Consider the following 12,796-nt stretch of genomic DNA (forward strand, 5'->3'; position numbering starts at 1 on the left):
GCCTATTCCCTATCCACCGGGTCGTCTTCCGTGACACTGCGGGCCGCTTCATTGGCCAGCCGGTCGGCCCGTTCGTTCCACGCCTCGCCGGCATGCCCCTTGGTCCACTGCCACTCCACGCCACCGGCCGGTTCGTGGCGGGCCACCGCTGCCAACAGACGCTGCCAGAGGTCCTGGTTCTTGACCGGCTGCTTCGAGGCCGTGCGCCAGCCGTTGCGCTGCCAGGTGTGCACCCACTGGGTGATTCCCTGGCGGAGGTAGTTGCTGTCCGTCACCAGCACCACCGGGCAGGGACGGGTCAGGGCTTCCAGCCCCTCGATGGCCGCGCGCAGCTCCATGCGGTTGTTGGTCGTCTCCCGGAAACGGCCAGACAGCTCTTTGATGTGTTCGCCATAGCGGAGGATGGCCGCCCACCCTCCTGGCCCTGGGTTGCCGATGCAGCCGCCATCGGTGTAGATGATCACCCGGCGCGGGCCCGTCATCCGCTGCTCCTTTCCAGATGCCCTACTCCGGCAGCAGCCTTCACTGGCTCGTTCGGATCTCCACAAAGGTGGTGGCGCCGGCTTCCACGTCCAACTCCACCCGGATCGATTCCCCGTTGACCGTGCCGACCAGGTAGTAGTGGCCGGCGGGCACATCACCCATGGCCCCGTTCTCGCCCCACGCGGGGTCCGGGCCAATCTGCTCCGTGTCCAGGTAGGTCTCGATCTGGCGGGACCAGACCGCGACGCCGCCGGCGAAGCGGGTCAGGCTCAGCCTGGCGCCGGCCCAGGTGCGGCCATTGGCGGTCAACAGGCGCACGGCCACCACCCCGTTGCCCTCTTCTGGCTCCAGCCACAAATAGGGATTGACGTTGTGCTGGTAGGTGTTGGCACCCAGCCGCACCTCCACATGCAGGTGCGGCCCGATGGCGATGCCGGTCATGCCCACCAGCCCCACCACGTCATCCGGCTGGACATGCTGCCCTTCCTGCACCCGGACATCGCTCAGATGGCCGTAGAGCACGTAGACATCCAGCTCTCCCCCGGCGACCGGCAGACGCCGATCCAGGCGAATCACCACAGCCAGGCCATAGAAATTGTTGTACGGCCCCAACAGGTTCACATCGTCAGGCCCGGCATGGACCACCGTGCCGGTGACTCCTGCTCGAATGGGCGTGCCCACCGGGTTGGAAATGTCCAGGCCGTGGTGTGGCCGATACCGGTTGCCGGCGGTGGAGCCGAACTGGTAGTTGGGGCTGGCCTGCTGGTTGGCCTGGATGTTGGCAAAGGGCCGACCGATCCAGAAGTGGTCGTTTTCTGCCGCCGGCCGCGGGGTGAAGGTGGACCAGAGGCGTCCAGGCCCGCGCTCAGAGGGCACTCGGGTGGGGGTGGGAGAGGGGGTCGGCGTGGGTTCTGGCGTGGCGGTGGGTGGCAACACAGTCGGCGAAAGGGGAACACCGGCAAGGGAAACCACGGCCACCGTCGGCAACGAAGAGACTTCTTCGGTGATCAGACGGGATGGGTCGGGCGTGGGCGGCACCGGCAGCGGCGTGGGGGTGGGCAGCGGAAGCAATGCTGCCTCGGCAAGGGGTGGGGTAGGACTTGCCTGCCCGGACCCGACTTCTTGGGAAGGAGCCGCCAAATCGACGGGAATCACCAGGGGGCTGCCGACGGGCAGATCCGGCTGGGCGGAAGCTGGCGACTCGGCTTCCGGCTGGGCTGCTGTCGGGGTGACCACCACGATTTCCTGGGGCCAGGGTGCGCCGCTGGCTCCGGTGGCGGCTGCCGTCACGGTGACGGTCATTGCGCTGCCGGCGGCGGGCTCACGGCTGGCCAGGCCCGAGCTCTCCCCGGAGTCTTCGGTCCTTGTCGCCTCCGCGGGGGTGGCCGCAGCCTGGGGCGTGGTCAGGTTGGCCGGGTTGACGATGGCTAGCGAAGCCGGCGAACTGGACGCCTGGCTGCCCTGCCTCGACCAGGTGGACGAGGAGGCGGCCATGGGCGTCCCGGCCCCGTGGGGCCAACTCCACCACATCACCAGGGCCAGCACGCCCCAAAAGCCCACCTGTACGGTGATGGGCGCCCACTGCCGAAGGCGACGGCCGCGTGGCCAGGAAACCGCCCAGGCTTCCGGCTTCAAAGGGAGCGGGCCCTGTGTTACAATGCCGGTCAGCCACAACCGGAGCCGTTCCAGCGCCAGCGCCAGCTGCTCTGCGCCCAGGCGCTGCCAGACTCTCAGGCGCTGTAGAACACGAAGCAAAAATGAACCCTGCTGCCAGTCCGATGATTTCGACATGTCCGCAGCCTTGAACTCAGAATCCTGCACACCACATTGAGTATGTCCGAAGCAAATCCAGAGATGGCCACCGAACCAGGCGAAGGCCTGGTGGCTGGCGGGCCGGCCCACAGCATCCACTTCGACATCTTCACCCTGTTTCCGTCCATGTTCTGTGGTCCGCTTTCGGAAAGCATCCTAAAGCGGGCCCAGGAAAAAGGGCTGCTATCCGTCGCGTTGCATGACATCCGGGCCTACACCACCGACCGCCACCACATCTGCGACGATACGCCCTACGGCGGCGGCGGCGGCATGATCATGAAGCCGGAGCCCATCTTCCGCGCCGTGGAAACCGTGCTCACCCGCCCGCCGGGCTGGCAACTCCCCCCGGAAGACGCCTTCGTCAACCTGCCGCCCTGGGATCCAGAGGCGCCGGCCCCGCTGCCTGCGGACGTGCCCATCATCCTGCTGACGCCCCAAGGACGGCGCCTGAACCAGGCCATCGTCACCGAACTCAGCCACTTCAGCCGGCTGGCCCTCATCTGTGGGCGCTACGAAGGCGTGGATGAACGGGTGCGCACCCAGCTGGTCAGCGACGAGATCAGCATCGGCGATTATGTCCTGAGCGGGGGGGAACTGGCCGCCATGGTGCTGGTGGACGCGATTACCCGTCTGGTGCCCGGGGTGTTGGGCTACGCCGAGGGCGCCCAACAGGACAGCTACTCGCCTGGCCTGGGTGGCCTGCTGGAGGGGCCCCAGTACACCCGCCCCTACACCTTCCGGGGCGAACAGGTCCCCGACATTTTGCTCAGCGGGCATCACGGCCATGTGGCCCGCTGGCGTCGGGAACAGGCGTTGCTGCGCACCCTCCAGCGACGCCCCGACCTCCTCCAGATGGTCAACCTCAGCGAGGAGGACCGGGCTTTTCTGCGCAGGCACGGCTGGCAGCCAGCGGGAAGAGAGGAAACAGATGCGGACAAAGAAGAGCGCATTTGATAAATACCCAAGCCCATATCTGGGCAAATAAAGCCAACCAACCCTCTCGCCCCCTGCTTCACGCCAACCGGCCAGGGCCGTGGATTGTTCAAACAGACGCAATTATAGCCCCCAAAGTCGGGAAGGCCAAATCCCTGCCGCAAATCGGGCGCCTCATGCACAGGAGCTGTACTTCCGGCGAGGCCATCTGTGAAGCCTGGGGATCAACATAAAATGCGAAGATAGTCGATCCGGAAAGGCATTCAGTTTGCGGCCGTGGATGGCGATATGTTATACTTGCCAGGTTGTAATTATCTGACGGCACAGGACGAACTGCTGCGTGGCCATGGGTACGCAGCAGCGCAGGAATAAAGGATCGGTGATACCATGACCAATGCTCTGATGGCCTCACTCCAGCCCGAGCTCAGCCCGGACATGCCGGACCTCAGCCCGGGCGACACCGTCCGGGTACACCAGCGGATCACAGAAGGCCGCAACGAACGGATTCAGGTCTTCCAGGGGGTTGTCATCGCCATGCATGGCGGCAAGACGGCCGGCGCCACCTACACCGTACGCCGCACCGGCGCCCACGGCGTCGGCGTGGAGCGAACCTTCCCCCTCTACAGCAAGACGGTGGAGAAGGTGGAGGTGTTGCGCAAGGCCAAGGTGCGCCGCGCACAGCTCTACTACCTGCGGGAACGCCAGGGCAAGGCTGCCCGCCTGCGGGAAAAGCGTTTCCTCCAGACCTGATCGGCCGGACACCGCCTTTTTACCCTGGCTTTACTCCGGGCTTTTTACTTTCGGCGGATCCGCGGCTGACCCTTCGGGCCGGCGTCGCGGGGTCCCGCACCTCCATCCTGGGTGTCCAATTTTGGGATGTCCATGCAGGGCATCGGCAGCCTTTGCCGGTGCCCTTTTGTTGTCACCAAATATAAAGCCGACGCCATGAAATCCACGCCCGCTCCCAGCCTGGAATACGAAGCGCGACTATGGGAGGCCGGCCATCGCCACGTGGCCGGCCTGGACGAAGCCGGCCGGGGCGCGCTGGCCGGGCCGGTGGTCGCCGCCGCAGTGGTGCTCCCCCCCCAGAGCCCCCTGGACGGAATCTGGGCCCGGGTGCGAGACAGCAAGCAACTGAAGCCCGCGGAACGCGCGGCCCTGGCCGCCGAGATCCGGCGGGCAGCCCAGGCCTGGGCCGTGGCCGCAGTGCCGGCCGCCGAAATCGACCAGATGGGCATCGGGCCGGCCACCCGGCTGGCCATGTACCGGGCCCTGGCGGCCCTGGCCGTCCCCCCGGACTATCTCCTGATCGACTGGGTGAAATTGCGCCAGGTCAACATCCCTCAGGAGAGCCTCCCCCGGGCCGACGAACGCATCGTCACCGTGGCCGCCGCCTCCATCCTGGCCAAAGTGCACCGGGACGAGCTGCTGGTGGAACTGGATCACCAGTTTCCCCACTATGGCTTCGCAGCCCACAAGGGATACGGCACCCGTAGCCACCGGGAGGCGCTGGCCCGGCATGGCCCCTGCCCGGTACACCGCTTTTCCTTCGCTCCCCTGGCCCGTCCCGCCACCTTTTTCCCGGATCCACGTCCCGGCCAGGAGCCCTAGCCATGCCCCGCGATCCACGGCGTTCCCTGGGCAAGACCGGTGAAGATTTGGCCGCAGCCCACCTGACCGAGGCGGGCCTCACCATCCTGGACCGCAACTGGCGCTGTCCTGCCGGCGAGATCGACCTGGTGGCCCAGGAAATGGCGCCGGACTTCAGCCGCAACGGCGAACCCACCCCCTGGCTGGTCCTGGTGGAGGTGCGCACCCGCCGGGGGACCCACTTCGGCACAGCCCTCCAGTCGGTGACGCCCCGCAAGCAGGCCAAACTGCGGGAAGTGGCCGAGCACTATGTGCAACAGCAGGGCTGGACCGGCCCCTGGCGCATCGACGTGGTGGCGATCCAGATGGACCGCCAGGGACGGCTTCAGGCCGTGGAACACATCCGCCACGCGGTGGGCGGCATATAAACCCAGATCCAAGCCATGACCACCTCCCGTTCCTTGCCCCCCCTGATCGTGCTGCTGGGCCCCACAGCCGTGGGCAAGACCGAGCTCAGCCTGCGCCTGTGCCAGCGCTTTGACGGCGAGATCGTCAACGCAGACAGCCGCCAGATCTACCGAGAGATGGCCATCGGCACGGCCAAACCCACCCCCGAGGAGCAGGCCCGCGCCCCCCACCACCTGGTGGACCTGCGCAACCCCGACGAGCCCCTGACGCTGGCCGAGTATCAACAGCTGGCCTACCAGGCCATCGACCAAATCCACGCCCGGGGACACCTGCCCTTCCTGGTGGGCGGCACGGCCCTCTACCTGCGGGCCGTGACCCAGGGGTTGCGCATTCCCGAGGCGCCCCCCCACCCTCAACTCCGGGCCGAACTGGAAGCCGTTCTGGCACGGGAGGGCCGGGAGGCCCTGTACGCCCGACTGCAGACTCTGGACCCGGCCACCGCCGCGGTGATCGACGGCAAAAACCCCCGGCGGGTGCTCCGGGCCCTGGAGATCCGCCTGATCACAGGGCGGCCAAAGGTGGAACAGGAAGGCATGGAGCCCCCACCCTACCGCATCCTCCACATCGGCCTGACCCGCCCCCGGCACATCCTCCACCAGCGCGCGGACCGCCGGGTGGAGGAGATGATCCGCCAGGGGCTGGTGGAAGAGACCCGGCGCCTGCTGGAAGCCGGCTATGACCCCGCCCTCCCGGCCATGACCAGCCTGGGCTACCGGGAAATCATCGCCTACCTCCGGGGGGAAATGTCGCTGGAAGAAGCCATGGCCCGCATGAAGGTGGAGACCCACCGCTTTATCCGCCACCAGTACACCTGGTTCCGTAAAATGCCGGACGTCCACTGGTTCGACCTGGAGCAAGAGGTGGAGTCCCAGATCGTCGCGTTGATCGAGGCCTTCCTGGCCCCTGGTGAAGGCGCTTCCTGAGCCCACGCCGAAAGCGCGTCAGGGCGCCACCAGGCGGATCTCCTCTACGAAGACGGCGTCGGCCTGCTCCGCCTGGAATACAACCCCCGCCTCGCCGGTGCTTCCGGTGGAAGCCAGGGGGATGGTGACCTCAGCGCCATCGGGGGCAGCCGGCAGGCGCGCGACCATCTCCGTTTCGTCGGGGGTGTAGACCACGGCGCCGACGCCGGGCAGCGTTCGGTAGCGCACGTGTACCGATGCCTGGGCCGGCAAGTGACGACCCATCAGTCCGGCCGGGCCATCTCCCAGGGCCCGGAAGGGCGCATCCCCACCCTGAAGCGGCCCCCAGTTGAGCGGCCCCAGCAGCAGGTAGGGCTGTGGTGCCGCGGGCGGCATCACCTGGTACACCGTGAGTCGCTCATCGCTGTAGAAAGGTGCCCGGCCGGCAAAGATGGCCCCGGCCAGGGCTTCGGTGTACGTCCGCTCATCGCCGCCAGGCATCTTGTACCGGTCCAACACCACCCACGCCACCTCCAGATCGTGCAACACCGTCTCCCCCACCCGGGCGGGGTCCACGTCCAGGATATCCGGCCCCAGGTGGCGGAAGTGCTGGAGCACAGGCACCCGTTCAGTCAAGGTCCGGGGATCGTCCCGGCTGATGTAGGCCACCGTCAACGGCCGGCCATGGACGGTCTGGTAGAGGAGATAGCCCGGCCGGTCGTAGTTCATGGGCAAATTGAGGACCGCGCCGTCGTCGGGCATCTGGGCCAGCCGGGCGTAGAAGGCCGGCGTGTCCGGCGGGCTCATGGGGAAGGGCGCCACCCAAAACTCGAAGAGGATCGCCGCCACGAGGACCCCGACCAGAGCCCGCCCCCAGCCGGGGGAGTGCCGGGCCAGCCAGCCGGCCAGCCCGATCCCCGCCAGGACGGAGACGGCCATCTGCACCATCAGCGCGTAGCGGCTCACGCTGCGGCTGATGCGCATGAAGGGCACCAGCCGATTGAGCACCGCAAAGGGCGTCCAGCCGGGCACCGACTGCCCGGCCTGGGCCTCCACCGGGACATCCGCCCAGGTGATGTTACCCAGGTGCAGAGCAGGCCCCATGGCCAGGAGCAGGAAAAAGACGGCCACCACCAGCCAAAAGCCGGCCCGACGCCGCTGTCCCATCGCCGCCGTCGCCGCCAGCAACAGGGGTACGTAGCCCAGGGAGATGGTCCGCTCGCTGAGGGGAGCAATCTGGTTGCCGATCCACGCGGGCGCGACATCACGCCAGAGGGGGTGAAGCCGATTGGGCACCAGGAAATCCATCAAGCTGGCGCTCAGGATGTAGAGGTCCGAGCTGGGACGCACCATGAAGGAATAGTGGAGGGCCTCCTGGACCATGGGAAGGAGGACAGGGCTGAGAACCACGGCAAAGAATCCACCCGCCACCACCGCCGGGGCCAAGAGGGCGGGCGCCCGGCGAGGGAAGCTCCCCCACTGCCAGAGCAGCGCCAAACCGGTGAAAAAGAAGAGATAGAGCACAAAATACCAGTCGCAGAGGCCGGTCAACACCAGGAAGAAACCGGCCAGCAATCCGTCCCGGAGCCAGGGACGCCCCCGGCGGCTTCGCTCCATGGCCCGCAGCAAGGCCAGCACATAGAAGGGAATCCACTCCAGGCTCATCACCTGCATGTGGCCCAGCAGATGGGCCATGTGAAAGGGGGCAAAAGTGAAGATGACGCCGCTCAGCAGGGCCGGCAGGTGAACCTGCCACCCAGCCGCCCGGCTCCGTCGCAGCCACCACAGGGTCAGGAGATAGGTGCCGTAACCGCCCAGCACCCAACTGATCCAGACCACGGCGTGGTAGGCCGGGAGCAGCCCCGCCGCCAGTTGCACGGGCATGGTGGCCAGGCCGTTGAAGGGATTCAGCGTGTGGAAGTAAAGGCCCACGCCCGTGGGATGGTAGAGCAGATCGGTGACGTAGGGATTCTGGATGCGGTCCACCAGGGCGATCTTGAGCCACCACAGGTTCCAGTAGTTCTGCCAGCCGTCGAAGCCGTCGCCGGGGATGGCGCGCTGCACCTGGCTCGCCATGGGCCAGGTCATGAGGGCCGTGAGGAGCGTGTAACAAAGAAGGGCGGCCAGATGCCACCGACCTGGCCGCCTTCTTTCGGCTTTGATAGGGCCGCCGGACGCCACCCCGATCTGCCCCTTTTCCGCCGCTCTGCTCATCCTTGCACGGAGTTCTGAAACCAGCTTCAGCGGGCCACGGCCTGTCGCGCGGCCTGCAGCACGTTGGTCATCAACTGGACATTCGTCATGGGCCCGGTGCCGCCCGGCACCGGCGTCATCATGCCGGCCACCGCGGCCACGCTCTCCTGGTGGCAATCCCCCTTGAGGCCTGCATCCGTGTAGGTGGTGCCAAAGTCGACCACCACGGCGCCGGGCTTCACCCAGTCGCCGGTGACCATCTCCGGCCGGCCCACGGCCACGCAGAGAATGTCCGCACGGCGGCAGACCGCCGGCAGATCCACCGTCCGGCTGTGGGCCACGGTGACGGTACAGTGGCGGTGGAGAAGGAGCATAGCCATGGGCTTGCCCACGATGTTGCTGCGGCCCACCACCACCGCCTCCTTGCCCTGGAAGTCGACCCCGGCCTCCTCCAGGAGGCGGATACCCCCTGCGGGCGTGGCCGGCACGAAAAAGGGCGGCCGCTGCGTGGCCAGGCGGCCGGCGTTGAGGGGATGGACCCCATCCACGTCTTTGGCCGGGTCCAGGTGATCCAGCAGGGCGTCCAGGTCCAGGGCGGCCGGCAGCGGCTCCAGCACCATGATGCCGTGGACCTGTGGGTCCCGGTTCAGGGCCTGGAGGGTCTCCACGGCCTGGGCCTGGCTGGCCTCCCCGGGCAGGGTTTCTGCCCGAAAGGCCACGCCCACCCCTTTGCAGGTGCGGGCGATGGCCCGGGCGTAGCCGGAGGCGGCTTCATCGTCGCCCACCTGGAGCACGGCCAGGGTGGGCGTCACCCCATGGGCCGCCACGAACGCCTCGATCTCCGCCTTCAGCTCGGCCTTGAGCTGCCGGGCCAGCCCAGCGCCGTCCAGGAGACGGGCGCTCATAGGTCCACCCCCAGGGTCTGGCGGCAGGCGGCTTTGGCGGCGGCCTCTGCCTGGGCCGCTTCGGCCAACAGGGCATCCCGGCGGGCGGCGAACTGCTCCACAAAGGCCTGGTCCCGGATGAATTTCAGGTTGATGTTGACATTCACGATGGCGCTGTGCAGTGCGCCCACGGCCAGGTAGACGGCTGTGGCCACGTCGCTCACCACGTTGGCGTTGCCCTTGCTGCCCAGGGGCTCGGCCAACTGGAGGACAGCCAGACACTGTTCGGCCGTGTGAAGGGGCACCCGGGCGGCGCCCTGGAGGGCTTCCTGCAGAGCGGCCGTGCGAGCGGCCTTTTCCGCTTCGGTGCCCCGGGGCATGGCGTAACAGGCAGACACCGCGTCGAAGGCCGCGGCATCCCGGTCCACCAGCTCCAACAGCTCCTGTCGTAACGCCTCACTGCGGGCCAGATAGCCCTGCATCTCGGCCTCCACCGCTGCGTATTTCTTGTTGCCCAGGGTGAAATTGGCCACCATGCTGAGCAGGGCGGCGGCCTGGGCACCGGCCAGCGCCGCCGCGCCCCCGCCGCCGGGGGTGGACTGGCGCGCGGCCAGGGCATCGAGGAAGGCCTGGATGGTCATCTGCGCGGTTTTGGTCATGATCCTCCCATCTCTTCTGCTGCCGTCGGAAGTTTGAGCCGGGCGCCCGGATTATACCATGAGTCCACTGCAGGAACCATAGATGACGCCATCGGAGAAAACACAGGGTCGCGAGGGTGGCCCATGGGCGGGGGAAGCATCCGCCGATGCGCCTCCCCCCGATGCGGCGCTGTTCCGCCCGGGTCGGCATCTGCGGATGCCGACGCCGCGTGGCGAGGGTGATTTATGCCGTCGTGCGCGAGCCGGCGCCCGCTCCAACGCCTGGCGCCTCCAGGGTCCGACCGCGCAGCTGGAGGGCGCCGGGCAGGAAGTGCTCGATCACCCAGGCGTTGGTGGTGATGTGGCCGCTGACTTCTGGAAAGGTGTAGGAGCCGCCGAAGAGCGCGGCCCAGAGCATGAGATTGTCCGCAGTGTGGACGTCCACTGTGGCGTCTGACGCCACGGCAGCCCGGAGGCGACGGGCTGCGTCCCGCCCCACCTCCTCTGCCGGTTTGCCCCGTTCGCCCAGCGCATCCGCGCCCAGGCGGGTTGCGCTGTAGAGGGCCACGGCGGTAAGGGACGAGCCGGGGGAGCGGGTGTCGTCGTACCGCACCTGGGGCTGCACAGGCTGACCGGACCAGCCCGCCGCGAAGGCCTCCAGCTGGCGTTCGGCCACTCGCCGTGCGCGGAGGCGGCTGCTGGCCCGGGAGATCACCTGGATGCCTACCAGCGCCCCCCGGCTTGGGATGTCCAGACGCAGATCCCGGGGCAGGGCCAGGCCATCGCCCCGGCCGGGCTGCCGAAAGCGGGGCTCCACCCGCAGGGTCACCCGCCCACCGCCAGCCGGGTAAAAGCCGGGCCGCTCCATGTCCAGGGAAAGTGCCCGGGCATAGGGACGGAGGAACGGCAGCAACACCATTCGCCAGAAGTCCAGGGTCATGGCGCCCCGCACGTCCGTTCCCCCCGTCAGGCTCCAGGTGACCGGCCCCGGGCTGAACATGGCCACGGGCAGCAGCGTCTGGAGCATGAGGGGGATGGCGCCGGCGGTGCCCACGTCCAGGTGAAAGTGGCCCGCCCGCAGGCGGCCCGGCCAGAAGGAGAGGCGCTGTGCGCCTGGCGCCAGGCCGTCCACCCGGGCGTCGCTCATCTGCAGCAGGGCCCGGACGATGTGGAGATGTTGGGGCTTGAGGCCGGGCTGAAGTCGCCCCTGGCGGATGTTTTCCACCCGAAAGGGCTGGTCGGTCAGCAGGCTGAGGGCCAGGGCCGTGCGCAGGATCTGGCCGCCGCCTTCCCCATAGGCACCGTCGATCAGCAACATGGCACCCTCCAAACACAACAGGATGGCGATGGAGTTGGCTCTACCCTGGCCGGAGGTGGACCGGCCGGGACCTGTCTATTGTAACATGGCCGGCCCCGTGCCCCGTTTGGCGGGTCCTGTGGGCCTATGTTACACTGGCCCATTGCCGATCCTGTGTGGGCCGCCAGGGCCCATCCACCGTGAGCAGGAGGAAAGTTCGACCATGCGACCCCTGTGGTGCACCCGGCATTGCCTCGTCCTTGTGGCCATGTTGAGCCTGCTGTTGGCTGGCTGTGGCCGCAGCCAGGAGGCGGAAACGCCCACCCCCCAGCCAACAGCCACCCTCCCCCCGACAGCCACCGTCGCGGCGCCCGTAGAGCCCACGCCCACGCTGTCCTCTCCATCCCCCACTCCTCCGGCAACGGCCACGCCTCCAGCTCTTCCTGCCGGCCCGGGCTCGGAGACCATCGCCGACGCCGAGACGATCACGATGACCGACATGATGACCGACACGATGACCGACATGATGACCGACACGATGACCGGTACAGTCACCAACCCGGTCGCCGATGTGGTGGTGCTCCTGCCCACCCCCACCCCAACCCCCGCGCCGGCCGGCTCGACCCAACCCCAGGCAGAGACAGGGCCCGGGATCCAGTTGCCGGACACCTTCCGGGCCCGGGGGACCTTCCGCACCCGCTCCACCTTTGCCGACGGCAGCGTCACCGTCCAGCAGGGCGAATTCCAGATGGCCTTCGTGCGCACCGACAGCGCCTACGGCTCCGACGAATCCTACGTCCTCACCACCCGCCACGAAGATGGCAGCGAAGAGACGGTGGCCGTCTACCAGGTGGGCGATCGGCTGGCGGTCAACTACGGCGAGGGGGACTGGCTGGTGGTGCAGCGGGATCAGGGATCCGCCTTTGCGGCGGGCATCCAGGCCTTTGTGGACCTCTCCCAGGCCATCGCCCGCAACCTGACGGACGCGGAGCGGGTCGGCGTGGAGATGGTCAACGGGGTGCCGGCCATCCACTACCGCATCGACGACCCGGGCCGCTTTGCCACCCTCTTCCCGGCGGAGACGGCCGCCAACATGGGCCAGATCCTCTCCATGCAGTACGACGGCTGGGTGGCCCAGGAAGGGGGCTTCGTGGTGAAGTACGACTTCGTGGCCGAAGTCCGGGGCGCACGCACCCTGGGGCCGGACTTCCAACCCACAGAAGCGGATCAATCCCTCTCCTGGTCGTATGAGATGTTCGACATTGGGGCCGATGTGGCGGTGAGCTGGCCGGCGGATGCGCCAGAACCGGGGGTGATCCAGGTCCCCGGCTTCGCACCGGGGGAATTCCCCCTGCCGCCGGAGACAGAGCTGGTCAACTACTACGGCGGGATTCCAGAGCTGGTCAGCCGTTTGAGCGAGGAAGAGGTCACCCAGTTTTATCAGGATACCCTGACGGCCATGGGATGGAGCGTGGAAGGCTCCTTTGGCTTTTACACCTGTCGCAAGGGGGATGACAGCTTTTCCCTGGTCATCACCCGGGATGAGGCCAGCGATGAAACCCGGGTAACCATCCTGGTGGAGCGGCCGTAGGTGCT

Annotated in this window: 12 protein-coding genes; 6 read left to right on the forward strand and 6 right to left on the reverse strand. The window is 67.6% G+C overall.

Annotation, left to right across the window (positions count from 1 at the left end; genetic code table 11):
- Positions 1–2: 2 nt before the first annotated feature.
- Positions 3–482, reverse strand: a complete 480-nt coding sequence (rnhA, locus tag FKZ61_RS12825; RefSeq protein WP_141610523.1) for a ribonuclease HI — start codon at positions 480–482, stop codon at positions 3–5.
- A 40-nt stretch (positions 483–522) separates the two neighbouring features.
- Positions 523–2,274 (reverse strand): M23 family metallopeptidase, encoded by a 1,752-nt coding sequence (locus tag FKZ61_RS12830; protein WP_141610524.1) that lies wholly within the window; start codon positions 2,272–2,274, stop codon positions 523–525.
- Positions 2,275–2,388: 114 nt separating this feature from the next.
- Here FKZ61_RS12830 and trmD point away from each other — a divergent pair, with 114 nt between their 5' ends.
- From trmD to miaA, 5 genes are all read left to right on the forward strand, one after another.
- Positions 2,389–3,249, forward strand: coding sequence for a tRNA (guanosine(37)-N1)-methyltransferase TrmD (gene trmD, locus FKZ61_RS12835; protein ID WP_141610590.1), 861 nt, complete (start codon positions 2,389–2,391; stop codon positions 3,247–3,249).
- Positions 3,250–3,615: 366 nt separating this feature from the next.
- Positions 3,616–3,978, forward strand: coding sequence for a 50S ribosomal protein L19 (rplS, locus tag FKZ61_RS12840; protein ID WP_141610525.1), 363 nt, complete (start codon positions 3,616–3,618; stop codon positions 3,976–3,978).
- A 195-nt stretch (positions 3,979–4,173) separates the two neighbouring features.
- Positions 4,174–4,839 carry a ribonuclease HII gene (locus tag FKZ61_RS12845; RefSeq protein ID WP_141610526.1) on the forward strand — a complete coding sequence of 222 codons (666 nt, stop codon included), beginning with the start codon at positions 4,174–4,176 and terminating at the stop codon, positions 4,837–4,839.
- A gap of 2 nt (positions 4,840–4,841) precedes the next feature.
- The gene (locus tag FKZ61_RS12850; protein WP_141610527.1) at positions 4,842–5,246 is read left to right on the forward strand and encodes a YraN family protein; all 405 of its coding nucleotides are present in this window, start codon (positions 4,842–4,844) and stop codon (positions 5,244–5,246) included.
- A gap of 15 nt (positions 5,247–5,261) precedes the next feature.
- Complete coding sequence (gene miaA, locus FKZ61_RS12855) at positions 5,262–6,209, forward strand: tRNA (adenosine(37)-N6)-dimethylallyltransferase MiaA (RefSeq protein WP_141610528.1); 948 nt, start codon at positions 5,262–5,264, stop codon at positions 6,207–6,209.
- 18 nt (positions 6,210–6,227) lie between these two features.
- On the opposite strand, the gene FKZ61_RS12860 is transcribed toward miaA, so the two are convergent.
- The 4 genes from FKZ61_RS12860 to rtcA form a co-directional block, all read right to left on the reverse strand.
- On the reverse strand, positions 6,228–8,264 hold the full coding sequence (locus tag FKZ61_RS12860) for a YfhO family protein (protein WP_141610529.1): 2,037 nt from the start codon (positions 8,262–8,264) through the stop codon (positions 6,228–6,230).
- A gap of 164 nt (positions 8,265–8,428) precedes the next feature.
- Positions 8,429–9,286 (reverse strand): bifunctional 5,10-methylenetetrahydrofolate dehydrogenase/5,10-methenyltetrahydrofolate cyclohydrolase, encoded by an 858-nt coding sequence (locus FKZ61_RS12865; RefSeq protein WP_141610530.1) that lies wholly within the window; start codon positions 9,284–9,286, stop codon positions 8,429–8,431.
- Positions 9,283–9,924 carry a cyclodeaminase/cyclohydrolase family protein gene (locus FKZ61_RS12870; RefSeq protein ID WP_229964240.1) on the reverse strand — a complete coding sequence of 214 codons (642 nt, stop codon included), beginning with the start codon at positions 9,922–9,924 and terminating at the stop codon, positions 9,283–9,285. The genes FKZ61_RS12865 and FKZ61_RS12870 overlap by 4 nt, the downstream gene beginning before the upstream one ends.
- Positions 9,925–10,147: 223 nt before the next feature.
- Positions 10,148–11,221, reverse strand: a complete 1,074-nt coding sequence (gene rtcA / locus FKZ61_RS12875; protein ID WP_141610531.1) for an RNA 3'-terminal phosphate cyclase — start codon at positions 11,219–11,221, stop codon at positions 10,148–10,150.
- Between the two features lie 202 nt (positions 11,222–11,423).
- On the opposite strand from rtcA, the gene FKZ61_RS12880 reads away from it, so the two are divergent.
- Positions 11,424–12,791 (forward strand): hypothetical protein, encoded by a 1,368-nt coding sequence (locus FKZ61_RS12880; RefSeq protein WP_141610532.1) that lies wholly within the window; start codon positions 11,424–11,426, stop codon positions 12,789–12,791.
- Positions 12,792–12,796 lie beyond the last annotated feature (5 nt).

The sequence above is a fragment of the Litorilinea aerophila genome, from assembly GCF_006569185.2.
In the GTDB taxonomy this organism is placed as follows: Bacteria; Chloroflexota; Anaerolineae; order Caldilineales; family Caldilineaceae; genus Litorilinea; species Litorilinea aerophila.

Bases quoted from the DNA above. Each gene is read 5' to 3' on its own strand.
- rnhA (WP_141610523.1), bottom strand. From the start codon at position 482: ATGACGGGCCCGCGCCGGGTGATCATCTACACCGATGGCGGCTGCATC.
- FKZ61_RS12830 (WP_141610524.1), bottom strand. From the start codon at position 2,274: ATGTCGAAATCATCGGACTGGCAGCAGGGTTCATTTTTGCTTCGTGTT.
- rplS (WP_141610525.1), top strand. From the start codon at position 3,616: ATGACCAATGCTCTGATGGCCTCACTCCAGCCCGAGCTCAGCCCGGAC.
- FKZ61_RS12845 (WP_141610526.1), top strand. From the start codon at position 4,174: ATGAAATCCACGCCCGCTCCCAGCCTGGAATACGAAGCGCGACTATGG.
- FKZ61_RS12850 (WP_141610527.1), top strand. From the start codon at position 4,842: ATGCCCCGCGATCCACGGCGTTCCCTGGGCAAGACCGGTGAAGATTTG.
- miaA (WP_141610528.1), top strand. From the start codon at position 5,262: ATGACCACCTCCCGTTCCTTGCCCCCCCTGATCGTGCTGCTGGGCCCC.
- FKZ61_RS12860 (WP_141610529.1), bottom strand. From the start codon at position 8,264: ATGGCGAGCCAGGTGCAGCGCGCCATCCCCGGCGACGGCTTCGACGGC.
- FKZ61_RS12865 (WP_141610530.1), bottom strand. From the start codon at position 9,286: ATGAGCGCCCGTCTCCTGGACGGCGCTGGGCTGGCCCGGCAGCTCAAG.
- FKZ61_RS12870 (WP_229964240.1), bottom strand. From the start codon at position 9,924: ATGACCAAAACCGCGCAGATGACCATCCAGGCCTTCCTCGATGCCCTG.
- rtcA (WP_141610531.1), bottom strand. From the start codon at position 11,221: ATGTTGCTGATCGACGGTGCCTATGGGGAAGGCGGCGGCCAGATCCTG.
- FKZ61_RS12880 (WP_141610532.1), top strand. From the start codon at position 11,424: ATGCGACCCCTGTGGTGCACCCGGCATTGCCTCGTCCTTGTGGCCATG.